This window comes from Pseudomonas sp. C2B4 (assembly GCF_013359695.1).
Lineage (GTDB): Bacteria > Pseudomonadota > Gammaproteobacteria > Pseudomonadales > Pseudomonadaceae > Aquipseudomonas.
Genome location: NZ_JABFMU010000017.1, coordinates 67,484 through 89,687, shown reverse-complemented (window position 1 = coordinate 89,687; position 22,204 = coordinate 67,484). Strand labels below are relative to the sequence as shown.

The window sequence follows — 22,204 nt, the reverse complement described above, 5'->3', positions numbered from 1 at the left end:
GCAAAAATGTCTGCTGATCCACCGCTTTCGCGAGCAGGCTCGCTCCCACAGGTGGAGCAGGTTCAAGCCTGTTTCTTGCTGTCGCTTTCGCCCCCATCGTCGTACTGCGACAGCCATTCCACCGCCGCATCGCGATAGCGGCTGAACCCCTTGTAATCCACCAGTTGCTGGTTCAGGTCGCGCAGCACGCGGTGCATGCGTCGCGCCCAGGCCGGGTTGGTGGCGATGTCTTCGAGGCTCAGCAGGTAGGTGCGGATCGGAAAGACAATGGCGTTGCTGCGCGGCAAACGGTGCAGCGGCTGCAACTCGATGCGCAGGTACACCCGCTTGCCGGCGTTTTCGGCGGTGACGATGGTGCGGTCCGGCGCCCATTCCGGCAGGCTCTCGGCGGAGACTTCGAGTCGTGGGTTGACCGTCAGCGACCAGTTCAGGCGACGCACCGGGTGCCCGGTGCGCAGGCGCAGCAGGAACTTCAGTGCGCGGTCGAGCATGCCGATTTCCTTCACCAGCGGCACCGGGCCGTGGAACTCTTCCCAGCTCATGCCCAGGTTGAAACGCAGCGAGTAATCAGCGCGTTGGGTGGCAATGCCGGCACCCCAGTACAACGTGCCGTCGCGTTCTTCCTGCAACACCCAATCGCCCTGGGCCTGACGCGTGATGTATTCCATCGGCTCATAGGGCAGGGTGGCCGGGTCGCCGAAGGTGAACCGGTCATTGATGTCCAGCAGGTGGTTGGTCCAGTGCCACTGGCGACCGTCACGTTCCAGGCTGAAGTACTGCGGATAGTCCCGGGCATAGGACTCCATGATCAACTCCAGCAGGTCCCACTGTGCCTCCATCATGTGCGGCGCCGAGACGTAGTGCATGCCCGGGTCCTTCTCCAGGGTGATGGCGCGGTCGCGGCACTCGCTGATGTAGTGCTCGTCGATGTCGAACGCCGCGCGGAAAGCACCGTCACCCACCGGGACATGGGGCTCGAGGTTCATCGAGTACATGTACTCGTCATCGGGAAACGGGAAGGGCGCGCGGGCGATGGTTTCCGGGCTGTTGGCGAAGGTGTAGTCGTCGCGGTAGGTTTCGTCGGGGTTGAATTTGATATTCATGGTTTTTGTTTTCCGTCGATCAGAGGTCGATGACCAGGCGATTGCACTTGGCGCGGGATACGCAGGGCATGATTTTCTTGCGGGCGGCTTTGTCTTCGTCGGACAGCCAGTCATCGCTGTGCAGCAGTTCGCCGTCGAGTTCCAGCACTTCGGTTTCGCAGTGACCACAGGCGCCGCCGCGACACAGGTAAGGCATGCTGTAACCGGCCGCTTCCACCGCTTCGAGCATGGTCTGGTCGGGCGAAACCTCGATCGTCGCGCCGCTGCGGCCGAGGGTGAAACTGAAGGCTTCGCCGCCGCTGCTTTGCTCAAGGAAGCGCTCGAAGTGCACGTGGCTGTCGGTCCAGCCCAGGTCGCGGGCGCAGGCGAGAGTGGCGTCGATCATGCTGTCCGGGCCGCAGGCGTAGACGTGGCTGCCCAGTGGGCGATCAGCGAGGATCCGGCCGATGTCCATCCGCGCTTCGACACCCTTGCGGTACAGGTGAACCTGCTCGCCATAGGTGGCCTGCAATTCTTTGCCCAGCTGCGCATGTTCTTCGCCGCGCACCGCGTAATGCAGCTCGAACGGCACTTTGCTCAGGCGCAATTCTTCCAGTTGCGAAATCACCGGGGTGATGCCGACACCGCCAGCGATAAACAGGTGCAGGCGCGCCTGTTTGATCAGGGGGAACAGGTTGACCGGTGGGGTGACTTCGATCAGGTCGCCTTCGTTGACGCTGTCGTGCAAGGCCACCGAACCGCCGCGACCGCTTTCCACACGACGCACGGCGATCTGATAACGGCTGGTGTCGTAGGGCGAACTCAGCAGCGAGTAAGGGTTGCGCAAGGTGTTGCTGCCGTTGGCGATCAGCACCACGACGTGGCTGCCACCGGAGAAGGCCGGCAGGTGCGCCCCGGTCGGCGAGACGAGGGTGAAGCGCTTGATTTCCGGGGTGACCGATTCGATGCGGGCCACCCGCAGATTCAACGTCCCATTGTTCTGGCTCATGTGTCGAGCTCCTCGGCAGGGGGCAATTCGCCCGGTACTTCGGCGTCGGCCTTGACCGCCTGAAACGCCGCCAGGCGCCGGGAATAGTGGTCGCGCACCACCAGCGTCAGGCCGCAGCCCGGGCAGTCATAGACGCGTTGGGTAACGTTTTCGGTGTAGGTGTCGCAGTGCACGCACCACACGCGGCGCACCAGGGTGCCGGAGTGTTCGCGCAGCACTTCGTCGCGATTGAGATCGAACTGCGTGGCCACTTGCATGGCGGTGCCGAGGAAGCTTTCCGAGCCTGCGAGGTAGAGGCGGGTTCCCATGCGGGCATCGACCAGCAGCGTCTTGAGTGCATCGATCAATGCCTGATGGGACTGGAATACCTGCAATGGCAGGCCCGGGTGTTCCTGTCGCAGTTGCGCGAGGAAGTCCTGGCCGGAAAAGGATTCCTGGGAGTACAGCAAGGTGATGGGCCGATCCAGTCCCGCCAGTTCACTCAACAGGCGCAACATGGCGCGACCGCCGCTGCCTTGCCCGGCAACGATGTGTCGCCTGCCGCCCGGCAGCGGTTGCAATCGGTCATAGACCGGCCGGCTTTTGATCCCGGTGATCAACATTTTTATTATTTCTCCTGGCTAGCGAGTCCCACGGTGGTGGGTTGCCGATAGCAGGAGCACAGGGCGTGCCAAGTTGTTAAGATGTTGAATATAAAGGATTTATTTATATTTATGACGTGAAGGACAGGCGAAAGTAACTAGATGTGTATGCGTTTTCGCAGCGGTTCAAGCCACAGTTACCCCCTGTGGGAGCGAGCCTGCTCGCGAAAGCGGTGGGTCAATCAGCATGGATGTTGTATGTGATGGACGCTTCGCGAGCAGGCTCGCTCCCACAGGAAACATGCCAGGTGAAAGGGAGGAGTCAGTCCCTCTGCAGCTTTCGAATCAACGTCCCGATATCAATGCCCAGGTGCTGCGCCGCCTTGCGCTTGCTGCCGCACAGCGCCACGGCCTGGAGGATGACCTGGCGTTCGAACTGTTGAACTTGAAGCTTGAGGTTCTGTTGCGGATCGTCTTCATCCGCAACCACCCCATTCACTGATTCCCGGGGACGCGTCGGTGCCAGCAGTTCGGCCGGTAAATGGTGTTCCTGCGCCTCATCGTCGGCGAGAACCGCCAGGCGTTCGAAGATGTTTACCAGTTCGCGAATGTTGCCCGGGAAGTCGTAGCTCATCAGGCGCTTGCGGCAACCGGCGGACAGGCTCAGCGAAGGCTCGCGGTCGCTGTTGATACGGCTCAGCAGGATGTCGATGAGAAACGGCAAGTCATCCCGGTGCTGGCGCAGCGGTGGGATTTCGACCGGCAGCACGGCGAGGCGATAGTAAAGATCGGCACGAAACCCGCCGGTGTCCACCAGTTGGCGCAGGTCTTTGTTGGTGGCGGCAATCACCTGCACCTGCACGGTTTTGCTCAAGGGCGAGCCGACCGACTGAATGGTGCTGTCCTCGAGAAACTTCAAAAGCTTGGCCTGGACATGCAGGGGGATCTCGCCGATCTCGTCAAGGAACAGGGTCCCGCCCGAGGCTGCCTCGATATAGCCTTGCTTGCCGCCCTGCAAGGCACCGGTAAACGCGCCGCGCTCGTAGCCAAACATCTCGGATTCGAACAGGCTCTCCGGAATGCTCCCGCAGTTGACATGAATGAAGGGTCTGTCGCCCCAGCCGGCCGCCCGGTGAATGTGCCGGGCGATGGCGGTCTTGCCGACGCCGGGCTCACCCAGCAATAACAGGCGTGCCCGGCGGCGAAAGGCGCGCACGCCGGTGTCGGCGATGCTCGACAGTTGCGGTGACAGGTGCAGGGCATTGTCCTGGGGATCGCGCAGGCCTTGTGGCTCCACCGGTCGATTGCCGAGGGACGTTCGACGCTGAGGCTGGCTGCCGTCGAAATCCTTCTGGGTCAACATGCGAAACGGCTTTTCGTAGGCGCCCGTGGGGATGGCGTGGGTGCTGCTGAGCAAGACCCGGCCTTCCCGCGAGCGGGTCAGCGCGCTGTTGCCGCCACGGTTCAAGGCGACCTGCAAGTCGTCATAGTTCAAGGCCGAGCGCTGGAAAAAATCACTCTCGGACAAGCCCACGGCTTGCTGCTTCGACATCCGGTTGACGCGCTCGGCGGCCAGATTGAGAAAGCGCACCCGGCCTTCGCCGTCAGTGACGATCAACGCTTCACTGAAACTGTCGAGCAGCGCATGCAAGGCGGGCGTTTCCAGCAAGGCGCCCAGCCCTTCGCTGCTGACATTGACCGACGAGCGCATGCCCATCTGCAGCGTGGGTGGCAGGTTACTGTCCTTCATGGGTGCAGCTCTTCGACGCGGCGCACGCCCTGGCTTTGTCGGAACACCGCCACCCGCCAGGCCACGCCTTCACGAATCAGAATCCGCGAGCAGTGCACATTGAAGTGCCGTTCGCGTCCTCCGAGGTCCGGCAGCGGCAGGCTGTGCCAGGTGCGTTCGGGCAGGGCATTGTCCAGCAGCAGGCGGGCAATGCCGGCACCGCGGGTGATGCCGAAGGTCTCTTCGAACGCGGCGTTGCGCCACTGCGGTTGCAGTTGTTCATCGATCACCAGCACGGCGTCCGGTACCGCGTCGAACACCCGGCGCAGGGCATCGATGCGCTGCTCGGCGTCGTGCTGCATGCGCAACTCCTGGCTGACGTCGCGAATGCTGCCCCACATCCGCAGCAACTGGCCGTTGACGATGGTCGCCCGTACATCGTTTTCCACGTAGGCCGGTGAACCGTCATGACGGCGATCCACCGAGAGGGCGCAATCGACGCTGAACCCGGCCTCGATCAGACGCCGCACGAACTCTTCGTTGGCCGGGCTGCGCGGCCAGTACAGGCGCACCGGTTGCTGGTTGAAGTCGACATCCGAGGGCATCTCGTAGACCTCGGCCATGGCGCGGTTGCACAGGCGCCAGTGGGAGTCGTTTTCGAACACCTGGCGCACGATTTCATCGGGGGAATTGTTTATGTCCACCGCCTCGGCGAACTCGATGCACCAGTAGGCGACCTTGGCGCTCTGCAACATCTGGCTCATGACTTCATTGGCGTTGTGCATTTCCCGCAGTCGGTGGCCGAGCGCGCCGAGGGGGATCTTCAGCAGATGCAGACGAGCGGGTTGCACCGTGCGCCATTCCAGCAATCCGCTGGCGATCACCTGTAACAGCCCTCCGTTGTGGCGAAGCAGGGTCAACTCCAGGCTGTGGACCTGTTCGTCGGCAGGCGGGTTGGCGAACAGCGCCCGCAGGGTACGTACCGAGTCGACGCTGAAGAACCGTTCAACCGGCTGATTCAACAGTTCCTCGGGCGCATAGCCCAATTGATCGCTCAAAGTGGCGGAGAGATCGAGCAAGTGCCCGTCAGCGCTCAGGGTACTGGCCAGTGGTTGGGCTTTCCTGGCCAGCAGATTCAGGATATCCATCGATGTGTCGGCTCGATTTTATGTGTGGGTCTCTGGACAGGGCATATCGCATGCCAACTCAAACCCCTGTAAACAGAGGCAATGCCTAAGGATGAATATCGACGGGTGCTGCGATATTTCAGCGAAATGTGCATTTATGCAGCACTTTGGCCGAGCTTAGTTCGATTGTGAGGGGCAGGGGGATCTATCCGATGAGCGACTTGATACGCATAGCATTTTTCCGTCCTGTGGCGTTTGTCACAAAATCAAAACGGTCTAAAAATGCCGTTGCTCACTGCGGGGGCTTTGCTAATCTTGAACTTGTAGGTGAAAACGCAGACTGATGCGCAAGCGGATAGCGAGGACGCGTGGGGCGCGCTCCGAAGGGTACACGGTTAGAAAGATCTCCGCGCTGAGATCCAGCCCTTATGCCGTGTGAAGCAGGACAGCGCATATTGCTGTTTCTGTGGGAGTCCTGAGAAACCTCGTAAGCCAGAGACCAGCACTGGCCACCTACTAAACCCACTAGAGCCCGCCTTGTGCGGGCTTTCTAATGCCTGTCAAAAAGTGGCTGCGGTTTTTTTGTGGGAGCGAGCCTGCTCGCGAAAGCGGTGCATCAGTCAACATGCATGTCGACTGACAGACCCTCTTCGCGAGCAGGCTCGCTCCCACAGAATGCGGGGTGGGTTACACCAGGTTGATCGTGACGTCGATGTTGCCACGGGTCGCCTTGGAGTAAGGGCAAGTCTGGTGGGCGGCATCCACGAGGGTACGGGCCAACACCGGGTCAACGCCTGGCAGGCTGACGTTCAGGCGCGCCTGGAGGAAAAACGCGTTGTCGGTCTTGCCCAGGTCGATTTCGGTGGCGACGCTGACGTCAGCCGGCAAGCTCACTTTCAACGCCGTTGCGGCCTTGCCCATGGCGCCGATGAAACAGGCCGACCAGCCGGCGCCGAGCAGTTGTTCGGGGTTGGTGCCGCTGCCGGAAGAACCTATAGGGGAAAGCTTGACGTCCAGGCGTCCATCGTCGCTACGCGACTCGCCTTGGCGGCCGCCGGTGGTGACGGTCTTGCCGGTGTACAGTACGGTTTCGATTTGATTGATCATGGGGGCTCCTGAAGGTTTTCGGTGCTTGGGCCTTGATGTCGTTCGATTGATCGAAGACCACCGAAAGGCGACCGGTGCACTTTTTCACCTTCATGTACGCCGTGTGTGTCTTGAAGCGGCGGTTGTGTATCGACGTGTACCTGCGCGGGGTCAACATACACAGTGATACAAACCGCCTGCCGCCGTAACGTCACACAACAGGCGCGTGGCTTTTGCTAGCCTGCACGCTCCGTCATCCAGCAGGCGCCACCCAATGTTCAATATCCGTGTCATGACCCTGGACGATTACGATGCAGTCATGGACCTCATGCGCAAGACGCCGGGCATCTCCCTTCGCGATGCCGACTCCCGCGAGTCGACGTCGCGTTACCTGCAACGCAATCCTGACATGAGCTTCGTGGTTGAAATCGACGGCACACTGGGCGGCTGCGTGATGTGCGGGCATGACGGCCGACGGGGCTATCTGCAGCATCTGCTGGTGTTGCCCGACTATCGTGGTCAAGGCATTGCCCACGCGTTGGTGGATCGGTGCCTTTCAAGTCTTGAAGGGCAGGGCATCGTCAAATGTCACCTTGATGTGTTCAAGACCAACGAGGCCGCCGCCCGCTTTTGGCAGCGTCAGGGATGGCAGCTGCGGGAGGATATCGACCGGTATTCGTTTATCCGGTCGGGCAATGGCAATGCATGAAAATCCCTTTGTGGGAGCGAGCCGGTTCCGGGCGGCGTCCGACGAATGCGGTGAGTCAAACAACATCAATGTTGAATGTGATGGCCTCTTCGCGAGCAGGCTCGCTCCCACAGGTTCATCGCTGCTGTTTCAAAGGGGGATCTGCGGCGTCGACAGCACCTGGCGCAGCCCCATGAACGAGCGGATCTGCCGCACACCCGGCAAATACAGCAATTGTTCGGCATGCAGCCGGTTGAAGCTCTGGCTGTCCCGGGTCCGTATCAACATGAAGTAGTCGAATTCCCCGGTCACGACATGGCATTCCATGCAACCGGAGACTTTTTGCGCGGCGGCCTCGAACGCGGCAAACGATTCCGGCGTGGAGCGGTCCAGCACCACGCCGATCAACACCACCATGCCCGCATCCAGTGCTTCGCAGTTGAGCAAGGCCACAATGCCTTTGATCAGGCCAGCCTGCTTGAGCCGCTCGACACGCCGCAGGCAGGCTGGCGGACTGAGTTTCACTTTCTCTGCCAGCGCCACATTGGAGATGGATGCGTCGCGTTGCAGGGCCTTGAGGATGGCGCGGTCGGTGCGGTCAAGCGGCGCAGGCTCTACGGCTTTGTCACGGGATTTACTGTGGTTGTTTATTGTGTTCATTGTAATTTGCACGCAACAAAGAGTTTTTTCGAATTTAAATAACAGAATAATAGTTCGCATTGATGGCGATGTTTGCAACACATATTTTCAGGTTTTTTCCTAAGATTGATTCATCGAAGCCCTCGTCACAGAGCTTGGATATCCCCATCTTCAAGGAATAGCGCCATGAACCTGAATCGTTTCAAACGTTATCCGTTGACCTTCGGTCCATCTCCCATCACACCCTTGAAGCGCCTCAGCGAACACCTGGGCGGCAAGGTGCATCTGTATGCCAAGCGTGAAGATTGCAACAGTGGCCTGGCCTTTGGCGGCAATAAAACGCGCAAGCTCGAATACCTGATTCCCGAGGCCATCGAGCAAGGCTGCGACACCCTGGTGTCCATCGGTGGCATTCAGTCGAACCAGACCCGCCAGGTCGCCGCCGTCGCGGCCCACCTGGGCATGAAGTGCGTGCTGGTGCAGGAAAACTGGGTGAACTACTCCGATGCCGTGTACGACCGCGTCGGCAACATCGAGATGTCACGGATCATGGGCGCGGAGGTGCGGTTGGATGCAGCAGGCTTCGACATCGGCATTCGGCCCAGTTGGGAGCAGGCCATGAGCGATGTGCGGGAGCGGGGCGGCAAACCGTTTCCGATTCCGGCGGGCTGTTCCGAACACCCCTATGGTGGCCTCGGGTTCGTCGGCTTCGCCGAGGAAGTGCGGCAACAGGAGGAGGAACTGGGCTTCAAGTTTGACTACATCGTGGTCTGCTCGGTGACCGGCAGTACCCAGGCCGGGATGATCGTCGGTTTTGCGGCGGACGGTCGCTCCCGGAACGTGATCGGCATCGATGCTTCGGCCAAGCCCGAGAAAACCAAGGCACAAATTTTGCGCATCGCCCGGCATACCGCCGAACTGGTGGAACTGGGGCGTGAGATCACCGAAGAGGACGTGGTGCTCGATACACGATTTGCCTATCCGGAATATGGCTTGCCCAATGAGGGCACGCTTGAGGCGATCCGTCTGTGCGGTCGCCTTGAAGGGGTGCTGACGGATCCGGTGTACGAGGGCAAATCGATGCACGGGATGATTGAACGAGTACGTCGTGGCGAATTCCCGGAAGGGTCCAGGGTGCTTTACGCGCACCTGGGGGGCGTGCCGGCGTTGAACGCCTACAGCTTTCTGTTTCGTAATGGTTGAGCGTAAGGGCGGTTAGAGGGTGAAAAGCAGTGGGAGCGAGCCTGCTCGCAAAAGCGGTGGGTCAGACAATATCAATGTTCAAAGTGATGGCCTCTTCGCGAGCAGGCTCGCTCCCACAGGGATTGCGCCATTACCAGGAGCACCACCATGCACGCTATTTCGCAGTCCGCAGTCTGGCTCAAGGAACCTTCGGTGAACGCCGGCGTGGTCATCGTGACCAGCGCCGCGTTGCCTCAATACATGATCGACAAGTTGCACCAGTCGATCGACGACTGGGACGAGGTGGCGTATCTGGTGGTCAAGCAATCGAGAGCCTTCATGCGCGACTGGTTGCGAGCCGGGTCCGACCCTGATGACTCGAAGCTGGCCGCCACTTGCCATGCTCGCCAGCTGCTGCGTTGCGTGGCCAAAGGTTGCTTTCTACTGGATGTCGAAGCCAGCCCGATACCCAGCCTGACCTGGCTGGGCTCGGTCTGCGGCCATCCGCTGCGGGTCGTTAGAATGGGTAAAGCCGCTGCCTCCGACGCCGCAATGGATCAGCAGGTTGAAGAGATCCTGTCGGTAACCCGCACGCTGGCCAAAAGTGTGCTGCAAGAGCGCTGTGTCATTTAGAAAAAGTCGACCATATTGAGTGTGCATCATGGTTTCCGAGCGTCACCCGACACTGGCAGGAGTTGCCCATGAACCCGTTCGATACGCAGGCCCGTTTGCCGGGGCAGACAGCAGAAGATCTTGAGGAAATCGCTGAGTGGCGTGATGCACTGTTATCCATCATCGCCCATGGCGGTACGGCACGGGCCAAACAGATCCTCGACATGCTGGTGACGGTCGCCAGCGCCTCGGACATCGGTTGGCGACCCAGCCTCGGTACGCCCTACATCAACACCATCAGCGTCGAGCATCAGCCGATATTTCCCGGGGATCTGGCCATCGAAGAACGCCTGGCCTCGATCATGCGCTGGAACGCGTTGGCCATGGTTGCCCGGGCGAATTTCGCCTATGGCGAGTTGGGCGGGCACATCGCCAGTTACGCCAGCGCCGCGGATCTGTTCGAAGTGGGCTTCAATCATTTCTTCAAGGCCCGCACCACCAGCAGCGGTGGTGACCTGGTGTTCTACCAGCCGCACTCGGCGCCCGGCGTCTATGCCCGGGCCTTTCTCGAAGGGCGCCTCGACGAGCAGGACCTGCAGCACTATCGGCAGGAAATCGGCGCCCGCAGTCATGGCGCGCGAGGTCTGTCGAGTTATCCGCATCCGTGGCTGATGCCGGACTTCTGGCAGTTTCCGACCGGGTCGATGGGCATCGGTCCGATCAGCTCGATCTACCAGGCGCGATTCATGCGTTACCTGCACCATCGAGGCCTGCAAGACACCACGGGCAGGACCGTATGGGGCGTGTTCGGCGATGGGGAAATGGATGAACCGGAAAGCATGTCAGCCCTGACCCTGGCGGCGCGGGAAGGACTCGATAATCTGGTCTGGGTGGTCAACTGCAACCTGCAACGGCTGGACGGGCCGGTGCGAGGCAACGGCCGGATCATCGATGAGCTGGAGGCGCTGTTCGGCGGGGCTGGCTGGAACGTGATCAAACTGGTCTGGGGTTCCGATTGGGACGGCCTGTTCGCGCAGGATACGGAGGGCGCGCTGGTCCGGGCGTTGTCCAGTACGGTCGATGGTCAGTTCCAGACCTTCGCAACCAAGGACGGGCGCTTCAACCGCGAGCAATTCTTCGGGCAGAACGAAGCCTTGGCGCGCCTGGCCCAGGGCCTGACCGACGAGCAGATCGACCGCCTCAAGCGCGGCGGGCACGACATGGTGAAGATCTTCGCCGCCTATCGGAGCGCGTTGCTCGAAGGCCGCAAACCCACGGTCATTCTGGCGCAGACCAAGAAAGGCTTCGGCATGGGGGACGCGGGGCAGGGCAAGATGACCGTGCACCAGCAGAAGAAGCTCGACAAGGACGCCTTGATTGCGTTCCGCAACCGTTTCAACCTGCCGTTGACCGATGAACAGGCTGCCGGGTTGAGCTTCTTCAAGCCCGATGAAGACAGTGCCGAAATGCGCTACCTGCATGAGCGCCGCCAGGCATTGGGCGGGTACATGCCTGGGCGATCATCGGTTTGCGAGCCGCTGGCGGTTCCGGGTGTGAACAGTTACGGCACCTTTGCCATCGCCGCCGATGGCAAGGAAATGTCCACCACCATGGCCTTCGTGCGGATGCTCGGCGGCTTGCTGCGGGACAAACAACTTGGGCCGCGCATCGTGCCGATCGTGGCGGATGAAGCCCGCACCTTCGGCATGGCCAGCCTGTTCAAGCAGATCGGTATCTATTCCAGCGTCGGCCAGCGCTATGAGCCGGAAGACATCGGCTCGATCCTCAGCTATCGGGAAGCCCTGGACGGGCAGATTCTGGAGGAGGGCATCAGCGAGGCCGGGGCGATCAGTTCCTGGGTGGCCGCCGCGACCAGTTACTCGGTGCATGGTTTGCCCATGCTGCCGTTCTACATCTACTACTCGATGTTCGGCTTCCAGCGTATCGGCGACCTGATCTGGGCGGCGGCGGATCAACGGGCTCGCGGCTTCCTGCTCGGCGCTACCGCAGGGCGTACCACACTGGGTGGCGAAGGCCTGCAGCACCAGGACGGCAACAGCCATTTGATGGCGGCGATGGTCCCCAACTGCCGCGCCTACGACCCCGCATTTGCCGGCGAATTCGCGTTGATTCTGGATCACGGCATGCGCCAGATGCTGGAGCGTCAGGTCGACGAGTTTTACTACGTCACCCTGATGAACGAGAGCTACCCGCAGCCCAACCTGCCTGACGGTGTCGAAGCAGCAATCATCAAGGGCATGTACCAGTTTGCCCGACATGAGGTAAACGATGCCCGTGGCCGCGTGCAGTTGCTGGGTTCTGGCGCCATCCTGCGCGAAGTCATCGCCGCTGCCGAGTTGCTGGCCAGCGACTGGAACGTGGACAGCCAGGTGTGGAGCGTCACCAGTTTCACTGAACTGGCCCGCGACGCCCGGGAGGTCGAGCGCTGGAATCGCCTTCACCCAGGACAACCGGCGCGCCGCAGTCACCTTCAGGAATCGCTTGAGGACCCAGCGCCGATCATTGCTTGCACCGATTACGTTCGCGCCGTGCCCCAGTTGATCGCCAGCTATCTGGATGCCCGTTACACGGTGCTCGGCACGGACGGTTTCGGTCGCAGCGATACCCGCAGCAGGCTGCGCGCGTTCTTCGAAGTGGATCGGTATCAGATCGTCCTGAGTGCGTTGACGGCACTCGTTCAAGAGCGACAGCTCGATGCGGGTGTTTGTGTCGAGGCGATTGCCAGGTACGCCATCGACGCTGACAACATGGCGCCCTGGAGCGCGTGAGACGTGCGAAGGTGCTTAAAAAAATCATTGATAAGGATCAAAAGTACCTTCGTTCCATCTTCATAAGATGGTTGTTGCACATCTAACGAAGAGCAAACTTATGATCCAGGAATCCGAGATCACCTCCCTTTCTGAAAATGCCAATGCAACTTCAACCGTCACCCGGAAAAAAGCGCCGCCGAAACCGCCTACGGTGCGTCGATCACGCAGCACCAGTAAAGTCGCTCCGGTAAAAGCTGCCGAAGCCGAGATCAGGGCGGTTAGCCAACAGCCGTTCGCACTGCAAGTGGCCACCGCGCCCCATGGCACCAGCGAAGACAGTTCCACCGCCAAACTGCCTTCCAACTATCCCTATCGGAGCCGAATGCGGCGGGCAGAGTACGAAAAGGCCAAGCATGAGTTGCAGATCGAGTTGCTCAAAGTACAGAACTGGGTCAAGGAGACGGGGCAGCGGGTGGTTGTCCTGTTCGAAGGGCGTGACGCCGCCGGCAAAGGCGGTACGATCAAGCGATTCATGGAGCACTTGAACCCGCGGGGTGCAAGGATCGTCGCGCTGGAAAAGCCCAGCGATCAGGAAAGGGGACAGTGGTACTTCCAACGCTACATTCAGCATTTGCCCACGACCGGTGAAATGGTGTTCTTTGACCGCTCCTGGTACAACCGCGCCGGTGTCGAGCGAGTCATGGATTTTTGCTCGCCGTCGCAATACCTTGAATTCATGCGCCAGACGCCCGAGTTGGAGCGCATGCTTTGCAACAGTGGCATTCTGTTGTTCAAGTACTGGTTTTCGGTCAACCGTGACGAGCAGCTGCGCCGCTTTATCTCGCGCCGCGACGACCCGCTCAAGCACTGGAAGCTCTCTCCGATCGACATCAAATCGTTGGACAAGTGGGACGAGTACACGGCTGCCAAACAAGCGATGTTTTTCCATACCGATACCGCCGATGCGCCTTGGACGGTGATCAAGTCGGATGATAAAAAACGCGCACGGATCAACTGTATCCGCCATTTTCTCCACGCCTTGGACTACCCGGGCAAGGACACCAAAGTGGCCTTCCAGGGCGATCCATTGCTAGTGGGTCGGGCGGCACGGCTCGTCGAGGAAGATGAGCAGTTGTACAACCAGGTTGCCGCTGACCCCGTCAGCAAGGCCAAGACGACGCAACTGGTTTAACGCTAAATGGCGAGCATGCCCTGCAGGAACATGCTGCCGGGCTGAGTCAGCCAGCGGCTCTTTCGCAGGCTGCGCCCGCCGCTTCGTATTCAATGAAACCATTCTCGAACTGCAGGGCGTCATTGAACATCAGGCCTTGCCAGGATGAAGCCGCACTCACCGCGGCTTCATTGCACTTATGGAACGGGGTGAACAGAACACCGAACTTTTTGCCTTCGGCCTCAAGCGAGGACAGATCGATCGCCAGTTCGCGTATTTGGACCGGATCCGCCTGTTTGTTGTCGAGCTGAGTCAATCCGCGCTTGACCGTGGCGTCCAGGCGCTTGATGAACTCCCGAGCTTCGGAGGCTGGAATTCTTGAAGCAGCGTTCTGGGCATCTATCAAGGCCTGGCCTGCTTTGAGGTCTTCCATTGTCGTATGCCGATTGCTCAAGTCAACATCCTTCAGCGTTTCCTGGGCGCCTGCCGAGAAGGCAGTGATGCAAAGCAGCGTGGCTAACAAAGTCTGTTTCATACCGGTTTCTTCGGGGGGTGATAATGACCGCGCACTCTACGATGCGCTAACGGCCAGTCCAATCAGGCAATTCTGATCGCTCGGGTCAGTGGTCGGGTTACCCGTCATTCAAGCTTTGCCCGCACAATTCGTTCGGTCTTCACTTCGTCCGCATACGCCGTCAGCCGATCTTCGGTCTCCTGAAAGCCCAGCGCGATCTTCATCAACTCGTTGGCGCCATCCTCATCTCCAAACGCCAGAAGGCGTTGGGCAATCGTGAACAAATCCACTCCCGACCACTTAAGCAGGGCAGCAGCCTGCTTGAGGTCACGTCGTAATTGTTGATTGGGCTTGTTCAGGTTCATGGAACTCCTACAGGTGTATCGCCGTTCAATCGGATACGTGTAGAAATCACGATTCAGGGCCATAGGCCATCAGGCATTACTGAACTTCGGGTTTTGCAGCGTTGAACAAACGCTTCGCTGCGAGCTTTAGGGTTTGGCTGATGTTCCTTTCTATCCCGGCTGATTAAGGTATATGCGCTGGTTACTTTGCCCGGCTCGACTGCTGGCGTCAGGGGACTAAAAAATTGATGCATTGAGAGTGGGACTGTAAGAAATGATGATGAGACGCATCAGACTAAACGCGCGCGCAACTCTTTGCTTCGGCATCATTAGCCTTTTACTGATGTGTATGGGTGGGTTGTCTGTCTGGAAAATGTCGCAAATTGGCGCTCAGGCGAAAAGGCTGGAAGTCGATTGGCTGCCGAGCATACAGGGCTCTGCCGCAATAAAATCGACCGCTTATACTCTGCGCCTTTCGCTGCTTTACTACATTATGCAAGAGCCGGCGGAAAGGGGCACGGCGCGCGCCAAAGCAGTCGACCTGGACAGTAAACTCGACGAGGTCTCCCGCAACTATGCGCCCAACGTTTCCTCTGAGGCTGAACGGATCAAGTATGAGAAAGTTCTGGAGTTGGTAAAGAATTACCATAATAAAATACAAGTTGTTCTGGAACAGACTGACAAACTGTCCCAAGCCGAGTCCTTTTCCTATATCCGCACGGTAACCGCACCCGCAGCCGAAGAGCTGATGACCAGTATTGATCAGTTGGCCGCCGTGAATACCGACGGTGCTGCAAAGTCGGGAGTGGGCGCGCGTGAAGCGTTTGATAGCGGTCTTGAATGGGTTATCGCGATCATTGTTCTGGGCTTGATGTTGACGGTAACCATCGCGATTTTCTTTACACGAAGCATCGTATTGCCGATGCAATCGTTGTTGCATGTCAACCAGAGGATTGCCGAGGGCGATTTGAGGAGCAGCGTCGATGTGTCGGGCGCCGATGAGTTGACCGAGCTGCAAAAGTCCGCCGCGACGATGCTGACGAACCTCAAGGGCACGATCAATCATATTTCCGAGTCTTCTTCCTTGCTGGCATCGGCGGCTGAAGAAATGAGCGCGATTACCCATGAGTCGAAAGCGGGTATACAACGGCAGAATCTCGAAACCGAGCAGGCCGCGACGGCCGTTAACGAGATGACGGCGGCGGTCGAAGATGTCGCCCGCAATGCGATCTCCGCTTCTCAGTCAACCCAGCAGTCCAGTACAGCCGCCCATACAGGCCTGGATCGGGTCACCCGGACCATTTCGTCGATCGAGAACCTGGCGGGCTCCGTTGGAGAGACGAGCAACGACCTTGAACTGTTGGCGCAGCAGACCCAAGGGATCAGAAAAGTCCTTGACGTTATTCGGGCCATTGCCGAGCAGACCAATCTGCTTGCCTTGAACGCCGCCATTGAAGCCGCTCGCGCGGGTGAGCAGGGGCGTGGCTTTGCAGTGGTGGCCGATGAGGTCCGCGCCCTGGCTCATCGGACCCAGGAATCGACCCAGGAAATCGAGCAAATGATGGGCGGCATCATGTCGGGATCAGACAAGTCCGTTCTTTCGATGCAGCAAAGCAGTGCTGAAGCCATTAAAACGCTTGAGATCGCGCGCGAAGCAGGGGAAGCGATCAGGGAAATATCCAGGGCGGTGACTGATATCAACGAAAGGAACCTGCTGATCGCTACGGCTTCCGAGCAACAAGCAGAGGTTGCCCGGTCCGTGGACCAGAACCTGATGAGTATCAAGGATTTGTCCATTCAAAGTACGTCGGCAGTCGATCAGACGTCCGTTGCCAGCAATGAGTTGTCGAAGCTGGCCATTAATTTGAGCAGGATAGTGGCTCAGTTTACGGTTTAACCGAGCCGCGAATGAATGACCGGCGTTTCTGAGGAATAGTTAAAAAATAGCCGACTGCTTCAATTCCCACATCAAGGCCACTTGATGTGGGTCAGGTCGTTTTGACCGTTTGTTTCTTGGGTTACCCGCTTCACTGAACTGGCCCGCGACGCCCGGGAAGATCAGCGCCGGAATCACAGGGCCGGATCCAGAGCCCTGACATGCACTTAGGCGTAAACTGAAGACGGTGCGGCATGCATTGAAAAGCGCTGCACCTGGAGCTGATGCCATGCGTCCAATAACCACTTGTGCCTCGGTCGCAGTGCTGGCGCTTTTTATGGTGCCGCTTGCCACCGCAGCGTCTTCGGTCGAAGTCGTCTTCAAGAACCCTGAAAAATTCAGCGATGCCAGCCTGGACAGTCCGGGCTACGAACGGGGTGCCGATCCTTATGTCATGAAGGAGCTGAGCAGCTACATCCAGAAGCTTGGCGACCGGTACCTGCCCCCCGACCAGCAACTGCAGATTGAAATCCGCAACATCGATCTGGCCGGTCGCTACGAACCCTGGAGGCCAAATGCCTATGAGGTGCGCTTCATGCGCGATATCACCTGGCCGAGCATTGATCTGCACTATGTGCTCAAACAAAACGATCAGATCGTGAGCGAAGCCGACGCCAGGGTGCTGGATCAGCTTTACCTCCAACGTCCGGGGCGCGCCAGCAGAAGTGACAGACTCTACTCCGAGAAGGCCATGCTCTCGGACTGGTTCCGCAGGCAATTCGCCGGAAAACATCAGATCGGGTCGAATTGAACGATCCTGCAGTCTGAATCATTTGTCCGGTAGGGGGAGCATGGGCCAGAACGAAGCCTCTCGAGGGGGCGCGCACCGCGAAACGCCTAAGCGAGGCGGCCTGACAGCCGAACTGGCTTTTGCAGATGCCCCCCAATCCTTTGTGGGAGCGAGCCTGCTCGCGAAGGCGGTGTGTCATTCAGCACAAATGTTGACTGACCTGGCCTCTTCGCGAGCAGGCTCGCTCCCACTGATATGTAGTGTCCCGAACAATGCATCCACACCGCATAACGCGGATTCGGATCTTCAATGAAGAACCTTGCGACTCTCTCCAATCCTGATCCGGTCAAGTGCCCGGTTCAATGCATCCAGGGCATCGAGGAGGGCTTTAGCCTCGGCTTCCCGGCCATCTCCCCATAATCGTTCAGCCATTTTGTTCAGGGCCTGGATGGATCTCTCAATGTCTGCAGCGGTTGCTGTTTCCGGCTTTATTCTACTTTCCAATGCAGGCCTCAATGGAGGGTGAGTGCTGGCAGGATCCTACAAAGCGAAAACTGCCGGAGCAAATCAATTCTGCCTTTCACATTTTATTCCTGAAGTTCATCTCTATCGCCCCATAAGCCCAGGCTGGATGAGTGGCGGCCTTTACCAGTGGCGTCGAGGTGCCTCGACGATAGGCCGGTAGCACGGCGGCGACAGTGTTCAGGCTGCCTGCAATAGGCTGCGCAATTGGAGAGTCGCCTGCGCAATCGGGGAGGTTGGCAGGCCGTGCAGTCGCTAGTTTAGGGTCCATCCAACAACAAGACCTTGCTACAGGAAGGCTTGGGCAACACGGGCTTGCCATCGGCGAGTTTGAGTCAACTAAGGGAAATCTTTAGCCGGCTTGAAGTTTTCCCCCCCTACGGATGCGGTTCCTCTCGATACCGGTGCGGCGTCTTCTGACTTACCTTGGGCAGGCAAGAGGCGTGTCGTCTGTTCCGAGCCCGCCCGACGTTTTACCCCATAACAAAAATAGGCCTGACAATGCTCGAATCCACCGTCCTTTATGTCCCTCATGCAATCCGCTTTCCTTCGCAAGAGGGCTCGGTGTTCGGCTGCCGGCATTTTTAGTTTTTAGTTTGAACCTGCTCCTATAAATACAGTGCCCAGGCACATACAGATGTGGAGAAGTTAGATGCATGAGGTAAAACAATCTTGCCGCGGGCTCGGTATTGCCGGTGTATTGGGAATTGTCTGTTCGCCATTGGCCGCACAGGCCGATGTTATTGATGACAGTCACTTCAAAATAGATACACGCAACTTCTACTTGCACCGTAACTACACCAATACCAATGCAGTGGACTCTGAAGTGCACAGTTGGTCTCAGGGGTTCGATGCGCAGTTTACTTCCGGCTACACCGACACGGCCCTGGCCATCGGCCTTGATGTGGATGCGCAGTACGCCGTGCGCCTGGATTCGTCGGGCAACGACGGCTCGCTGCCATATAGCGTCCGCGACCAGCAGACGGCCGATGACTACAGTCGCGCCGGTGCAACCTTCAAGATGCGCTACAGCAAGACCGAGTTGAAGGTGGGTGACCTTCGCCCGCAACTGCCGGTGGCGTTCGATGACACCAGTCGGCAACTGGATACGATCTATCAAGGCGCCGTGGTCGAATCCAGGGAAGTCGATGGGTTGACGATGACCGGTGGCCGGTTCTGGTCGGCCGTGACGCGAGAGTCTTCCAACCACGAGAAACTGTATAAGTTTGGCTCCACCGACAATCTCGACAGTGACGGCCTGGACTTTGGCGGCGCCACTTACGACATCACCAAAAACCTGCAAGCCAGTTATTTCTATGGGGTGCTGCACGATATTTATCAGCAGCACTATTTCGGCCTGATGCATATGGCTGACTTGGGTAATGGCTACAAGCTGAAAACCGACTTGCGCTACTTCAATAACAATGAAGATGGCAACGCTTTAAACGGTGAGATCGACAACCGTTCCTACGGCGCCTTGTTCTCCTTGCTCAAAGGCGCCCACATGTTTGGCCTCAGTTACCAGCGCATGCTCGGTGACAGCGTGTTCCCGACGATGAACGGTTACATACCGCAACCTTACCTGGTGCACTGGTCGTCACTCGGTTTTGTCCGTCCGGATGAAAAGTCCTGGGGCGCGCGCTACAGCTACGACTTTGCCGGGATGGGCGTGCCGGGGCTGAAGCTCTACACCCGCTACATCAAGGGTACCAACTGGGACCGTGGCGCCAACCTGAGCGACAACCAGGAAAGCGAACGCTTTCTGGGGCTCAGCTACGTGGTGCAGAGCGGGGCGCTGCAAGGCCTTGGGCTGGACCTGCGCAACATCGACGTGAAACAGAAGTACGGCTACGACTACAACGAATTCCGCTTCGCCACCACCTACACCTGGAAGTTCTGGTAAGCCCAGTGCACCCGGCGTTTGACCCCATAACAATAAGAGGCCTGACCATGCGTGAACCCTTTGTCCTTTGCATCTGCCCCACAACTTTCCATTCGTTGTTCTGCGCACCGCTACGCGCATGAGCGGATTCCAAGAGGAGCAAACCCTAGTGAATATCCAGGTCGATAACGCGGTCCTGCAGCAGCAGAAAAAAACCTACATTTACGAGTGGTACGTGGTCGGCCTGTGCATGATCGCCTACATCTTTTCATTCGTGGATCGGCAGATCCTGGCGCTGATGATCGAGCCGATCAAAGCCGACCTGCAGATCAGTGACACCCAGTTCAGCCTGCTGCACGGATTGGCCTTTTCGTTGTTCTACGCCTTCATGGGCATGCCCATCGCCTATCTGGCCGATCGCTTCTCCCGACCGAAGATCATCGCCGTCGGCGTCGTGTTCTGGAGCCTGGCGACGGCTGCCTGCGGCCTGAGCAAGAACTTCCTGCACATGTTCCTCGCCCGCATTGGTGTCGGCGTCGGTGAAGCGGCCCTGTCGCCCTCGGCCTACTCGATGTTCAGCGACATGTTCCCCAAGGAAAAACTCGGCCGCGCCGTGGGCATCTACTCGATCGGCTCGTTCGTCGGGGGTGGCCTGGCTTTCCTGGTCGGCGGTTATGTGATCGCGATGCTCAAGGACATGAACACCATTGAGGTCGCCTTCCTCGGCGCGATGAAGGCCTGGCAACTGGCGTTCTTCATTGTCGGCCTGCCCGGTATCGTGGTCGGCCTGTTGATCTGGCTCACCGTGCGCGACCCGGCGCGCAAAGGCCTGCAGGTCGATGCCCAGGGTCGGGCGAAGAAGGTTGCGATGAGCGATGGCTTGCGCTTCCTGGGTCGCCACCGTGCCACCTTCACCTGCCATTACCTGGGCTTTTCGTTCTACGCCATGGTCCTGTTCTGCATGATGAGCTGGAGCCCGGCGCTGTACATCCGCAAGTTCGGTCTGTCGCCGATGGAGGCGGGCTACATGCTGGGCACCGTGCTGTTGCTGGCCAACACCGCCGGGGTGCTGTTCGGTGGATGGCTCACCGACTACCTGGCCAAGAAAGGTCATCAGGACGCCGCCATGCGCACCGGTGTCATCGGTGCCCTGGGCATGGTGGTGCCCGCCGTGCTGTTCCCGCAAGTGGATCAACTGTGGCTGTCGGTGACGCTGTTGGTGCCGGCGATGTTCTTCGCCTCGTTCCCGATGCCGGCGTCCACGGCGGCGATGCAGATCCTCGCGCCGAACCAGGTGCGCGCACAGGTCTCGGCGGTTTTCCTGCTGATCAGCAATCTGCTGGGCCTGGGTCTGGGGACCACACTGGTAGCGCTGTTGACCGACCGCTACTTCGGATCGCCCGCGGCGGTAGGTTCGTCGATGTCGCTGGTGATCGCCGGCGCGTCGGCATTGACCGTGCTGCTGCTCTGGCGCGGTTGCCGTCGTTTCCGCGAAAGCTATGCCCGGGAGTACCCGACCCGGGCCTGATTGGTCATAGTCCACGATCGGCACCTGGGCCTCGCTCCTTTTGAAGGGAGCGGGGCCTGTGTGCTCCCGATCAGGAGAACCTCTGATGTTGAATGACGTACACCTGCTCGAGCGGCACAGTCTGCTCAGCTCGGCCGATTACCGCGAGATCAAGGACAAGGTCAGCCAGTACCTGTGCGAGCACAGTTTCAATGTGCTGCGTGACGAGCCGATCCATACCCGGCTCAACGGCGTGTTCTTCGGCGATTCGGCGCTGCTCGACCTGCGCTATGGCGCGCCGGTGGAGATCACCATCGGCGACATTGCCGATCAGTATCTGTTTCGCATTACCTTGCAGGGTCATTGCGAGGTGGCCCACGGCCGACGCAGCGCGGCCATGCAGTCGGGCTACCTGAGCGTTTCCTCGCCGTTCGCGCAAAGCCGCATCGTCACCGACGGGCAGTGCCGCAACCTGATCCTGCGCGTCGACCGTGATGCCCTGGAGACGCAACTGCAACACCTGCTGGGCCGTAGCCTGCGGCAGTCGGTGATCTTTGATGTCAGCGTCGACCACCTGGGCGCCGGCGTCGTCAGCCTTTATCACACCCTGGACTACATCTGTCGGCTTTACGGCAGCGGGGTGGACGGTTCGCGCCTGGCCAGCGGCCTGTCCGAATACCTGATGCAACTGCTGCTCACTCAATTGCCGCACAACTACTCGGCGGATCTTTTGATCGATTCGCGCGCGCCGCTGCCGCACCACGTGAAAAAGGCCCGCGACTACATCGAGGAACACCTCGACGAACCCATCAGCCTGACGACCTTGAGCGAGCTGTGCGGTGTCTCGGTGCGCACCTTGCAGAATGGCTTCAACCAGTTCCTCCAGCAGGCACCGGTCGAATACATCCGTGACCGCCGTCTGGCGGTGATTCATGAGTCACTGAAGCAGGGCAGGGCCGGTGAAACCGTCACCGATATCCTGTTGCGCCACGGCATCAACAGTTTCGGGCATTTCTCCAGTGCGTATCGGCAACGCTATGGCTGTCTGCCGTCAGACACCCTGCGACGACGCAAGCATTGAGACGGCTGCGC

Annotated in this window: 20 protein-coding genes; 10 read left to right on the top strand and 10 right to left on the bottom strand. The window is 59.2% G+C overall.

Annotation, left to right across the window (positions count from 1 at the left end):
• Positions 1–62 precede the first annotated feature (62 nt).
• The 6 genes from HNQ83_RS13840 to HNQ83_RS13815 form a co-directional block, all read right to left on the bottom strand.
• Positions 63–1,103, bottom strand: coding sequence for a DUF3445 domain-containing protein (locus tag HNQ83_RS13840; protein ID WP_175389479.1), 1,041 nt, complete (start codon positions 1,101–1,103; stop codon positions 63–65).
• 19 nt (positions 1,104–1,122) lie between these two features.
• A complete protein-coding gene (locus HNQ83_RS13835; protein ID WP_175389478.1) occupies positions 1,123–2,091 on the bottom strand; it encodes a PDR/VanB family oxidoreductase in 969 nt (322 codons plus the stop codon).
• Positions 2,088–2,693: a dimethylamine monooxygenase subunit DmmA family protein gene (locus tag HNQ83_RS13830; protein WP_175389477.1), complete on the bottom strand. Its 606-nt coding sequence runs from the start codon at positions 2,691–2,693 to the stop codon at positions 2,088–2,090. Before HNQ83_RS13830 ends, HNQ83_RS13835 begins: the two co-directional genes overlap by 4 nt.
• A gap of 301 nt (positions 2,694–2,994) precedes the next feature.
• Positions 2,995–4,422: a sigma-54-dependent Fis family transcriptional regulator gene (locus tag HNQ83_RS13825; protein WP_175389476.1), complete on the bottom strand. Its 1,428-nt coding sequence runs from the start codon at positions 4,420–4,422 to the stop codon at positions 2,995–2,997.
• Positions 4,419–5,549: a PAS domain-containing protein gene (locus tag HNQ83_RS13820; RefSeq protein ID WP_175389475.1), complete on the bottom strand. Its 1,131-nt coding sequence runs from the start codon at positions 5,547–5,549 to the stop codon at positions 4,419–4,421. The genes HNQ83_RS13825 and HNQ83_RS13820 overlap by 4 nt, the downstream gene beginning before the upstream one ends.
• 666 nt (positions 5,550–6,215) lie before the next feature.
• Positions 6,216–6,635 (bottom strand): organic hydroperoxide resistance protein, encoded by a 420-nt coding sequence (locus tag HNQ83_RS13815; protein ID WP_175389474.1) that lies wholly within the window; start codon positions 6,633–6,635, stop codon positions 6,216–6,218.
• 253 nt (positions 6,636–6,888) lie between these two features.
• On the opposite strand from HNQ83_RS13815, the gene HNQ83_RS13810 reads away from it, so the two are divergent.
• Positions 6,889–7,323, top strand: a complete 435-nt coding sequence (locus HNQ83_RS13810) for a GNAT family N-acetyltransferase (RefSeq protein ID WP_175389473.1) — start codon at positions 6,889–6,891, stop codon at positions 7,321–7,323.
• 129 nt (positions 7,324–7,452) lie between these two features.
• Here HNQ83_RS13810 and HNQ83_RS13805 read toward each other — a convergent pair whose 3' ends face one another.
• Positions 7,453–7,962 carry an Lrp/AsnC family transcriptional regulator gene (locus HNQ83_RS13805; RefSeq protein WP_175389472.1) on the bottom strand — a complete coding sequence of 170 codons (510 nt, stop codon included), beginning with the start codon at positions 7,960–7,962 and terminating at the stop codon, positions 7,453–7,455.
• 165 nt (positions 7,963–8,127) lie between these two features.
• On the opposite strand from HNQ83_RS13805, the gene HNQ83_RS13800 reads away from it, so the two are divergent.
• The 4 genes from HNQ83_RS13800 to ppk2 all read left to right on the top strand — a co-directional run bounded on the left by HNQ83_RS13800 (position 8,128) and on the right by ppk2 (position 13,698).
• Positions 8,128–9,144, top strand: a complete 1,017-nt coding sequence (locus tag HNQ83_RS13800) for a 1-aminocyclopropane-1-carboxylate deaminase (protein ID WP_175389471.1) — start codon at positions 8,128–8,130, stop codon at positions 9,142–9,144.
• Positions 9,145–9,291: 147 nt separating this feature from the next.
• Complete coding sequence (locus tag HNQ83_RS13795) at positions 9,292–9,756, top strand: transketolase (protein ID WP_175389470.1); 465 nt, start codon at positions 9,292–9,294, stop codon at positions 9,754–9,756.
• Between the two features lie 68 nt (positions 9,757–9,824).
• Entirely contained in the window at positions 9,825–12,524 is a 2,700-nt protein-coding gene (gene mdeB / locus HNQ83_RS13790) for an alpha-ketoglutarate dehydrogenase (RefSeq protein WP_175389469.1), read from the top strand.
• A 100-nt stretch (positions 12,525–12,624) separates the two neighbouring features.
• Entirely contained in the window at positions 12,625–13,698 is a 1,074-nt protein-coding gene (gene ppk2 / locus HNQ83_RS13785) for a polyphosphate kinase 2 (protein ID WP_175389490.1), read from the top strand.
• 46 nt (positions 13,699–13,744) lie between these two features.
• On the opposite strand, the gene HNQ83_RS13780 is transcribed toward ppk2, so the two are convergent.
• Positions 13,745–14,212 (bottom strand): hypothetical protein, encoded by a 468-nt coding sequence (locus HNQ83_RS13780; protein ID WP_175389468.1) that lies wholly within the window; start codon positions 14,210–14,212, stop codon positions 13,745–13,747.
• Positions 14,213–14,316: 104 nt separating this feature from the next.
• On the bottom strand, positions 14,317–14,556 hold the full coding sequence (locus HNQ83_RS13775; protein ID WP_175389467.1) for a hypothetical protein: 240 nt from the start codon (positions 14,554–14,556) through the stop codon (positions 14,317–14,319).
• Positions 14,557–14,809: 253 nt separating this feature from the next.
• On the opposite strand from HNQ83_RS13775, the gene HNQ83_RS13770 reads away from it, so the two are divergent.
• Complete coding sequence (locus HNQ83_RS13770; protein ID WP_175389466.1) at positions 14,810–16,432, top strand: methyl-accepting chemotaxis protein; 1,623 nt, start codon at positions 14,810–14,812, stop codon at positions 16,430–16,432.
• A gap of 268 nt (positions 16,433–16,700) precedes the next feature.
• The gene (locus HNQ83_RS13765; RefSeq protein ID WP_175389465.1) at positions 16,701–17,222 is read left to right on the top strand and encodes a DUF3016 domain-containing protein; all 522 of its coding nucleotides are present in this window, start codon (positions 16,701–16,703) and stop codon (positions 17,220–17,222) included.
• Positions 17,223–17,507: 285 nt separating this feature from the next.
• Here the strand turns inward: HNQ83_RS13765 and HNQ83_RS31190 are convergent, their stop codons facing one another.
• Complete coding sequence (locus HNQ83_RS31190) at positions 17,508–17,705, bottom strand: hypothetical protein (RefSeq protein ID WP_256668971.1); 198 nt, start codon at positions 17,703–17,705, stop codon at positions 17,508–17,510.
• 670 nt (positions 17,706–18,375) lie between these two features.
• Between HNQ83_RS31190 and HNQ83_RS13760 the strand changes: the two genes are divergently transcribed.
• From HNQ83_RS13760 to HNQ83_RS13750, 3 genes are all read left to right on the top strand, one after another.
• Complete coding sequence (locus HNQ83_RS13760) at positions 18,376–19,626, top strand: OprD family outer membrane porin (protein ID WP_175389464.1); 1,251 nt, start codon at positions 18,376–18,378, stop codon at positions 19,624–19,626.
• 148 nt (positions 19,627–19,774) lie between these two features.
• Complete coding sequence (locus HNQ83_RS13755; RefSeq protein ID WP_175389463.1) at positions 19,775–21,133, top strand: MFS transporter; 1,359 nt, start codon at positions 19,775–19,777, stop codon at positions 21,131–21,133.
• An 85-nt stretch (positions 21,134–21,218) separates the two neighbouring features.
• Positions 21,219–22,193 carry an AraC family transcriptional regulator gene (locus HNQ83_RS13750; RefSeq protein WP_175389462.1) on the top strand — a complete coding sequence of 325 codons (975 nt, stop codon included), beginning with the start codon at positions 21,219–21,221 and terminating at the stop codon, positions 22,191–22,193.
• Positions 22,194–22,204: the final 11 nt, after the last annotated feature.

What these genes read in the sequence shown, in the direction of transcription:
- HNQ83_RS13840 (WP_175389479.1), bottom strand. Translation starts at nt 1,103, where the DNA reads ATGAATATCAAATTCAACCCCGACGAAACCTACCGCGACGACTACACC.
- HNQ83_RS13835 (WP_175389478.1), bottom strand. Translation starts at nt 2,091, where the DNA reads ATGAGCCAGAACAATGGGACGTTGAATCTGCGGGTGGCCCGCATCGAA.
- HNQ83_RS13830 (WP_175389477.1), bottom strand. Translation starts at nt 2,693, where the DNA reads ATGTTGATCACCGGGATCAAAAGCCGGCCGGTCTATGACCGATTGCAA.
- HNQ83_RS13825 (WP_175389476.1), bottom strand. Translation starts at nt 4,422, where the DNA reads ATGAAGGACAGTAACCTGCCACCCACGCTGCAGATGGGCATGCGCTCG.
- HNQ83_RS13820 (WP_175389475.1), bottom strand. Translation starts at nt 5,549, where the DNA reads ATGGATATCCTGAATCTGCTGGCCAGGAAAGCCCAACCACTGGCCAGT.
- HNQ83_RS13815 (WP_175389474.1), bottom strand. Translation starts at nt 6,635, where the DNA reads ATGATCAATCAAATCGAAACCGTACTGTACACCGGCAAGACCGTCACC.
- HNQ83_RS13810 (WP_175389473.1), top strand. Translation starts at nt 6,889, where the DNA reads ATGTTCAATATCCGTGTCATGACCCTGGACGATTACGATGCAGTCATG.
- HNQ83_RS13805 (WP_175389472.1), bottom strand. Translation starts at nt 7,962, where the DNA reads ATGAACACAATAAACAACCACAGTAAATCCCGTGACAAAGCCGTAGAG.
- HNQ83_RS13800 (WP_175389471.1), top strand. Translation starts at nt 8,128, where the DNA reads ATGAACCTGAATCGTTTCAAACGTTATCCGTTGACCTTCGGTCCATCT.
- HNQ83_RS13795 (WP_175389470.1), top strand. Translation starts at nt 9,292, where the DNA reads ATGCACGCTATTTCGCAGTCCGCAGTCTGGCTCAAGGAACCTTCGGTG.
- mdeB (WP_175389469.1), top strand. Translation starts at nt 9,825, where the DNA reads ATGAACCCGTTCGATACGCAGGCCCGTTTGCCGGGGCAGACAGCAGAA.
- ppk2 (WP_175389490.1), top strand. Translation starts at nt 12,625, where the DNA reads ATGATCCAGGAATCCGAGATCACCTCCCTTTCTGAAAATGCCAATGCA.
- HNQ83_RS13780 (WP_175389468.1), bottom strand. Translation starts at nt 14,212, where the DNA reads ATGAAACAGACTTTGTTAGCCACGCTGCTTTGCATCACTGCCTTCTCG.
- HNQ83_RS13775 (WP_175389467.1), bottom strand. Translation starts at nt 14,556, where the DNA reads ATGAACCTGAACAAGCCCAATCAACAATTACGACGTGACCTCAAGCAG.
- HNQ83_RS13770 (WP_175389466.1), top strand. Translation starts at nt 14,810, where the DNA reads ATGATGATGAGACGCATCAGACTAAACGCGCGCGCAACTCTTTGCTTC.
- HNQ83_RS13765 (WP_175389465.1), top strand. Translation starts at nt 16,701, where the DNA reads ATGCGTCCAATAACCACTTGTGCCTCGGTCGCAGTGCTGGCGCTTTTT.
- HNQ83_RS13760 (WP_175389464.1), top strand. Translation starts at nt 18,376, where the DNA reads ATGCATGAGGTAAAACAATCTTGCCGCGGGCTCGGTATTGCCGGTGTA.
- HNQ83_RS13750 (WP_175389462.1), top strand. Translation starts at nt 21,219, where the DNA reads ATGTTGAATGACGTACACCTGCTCGAGCGGCACAGTCTGCTCAGCTCG.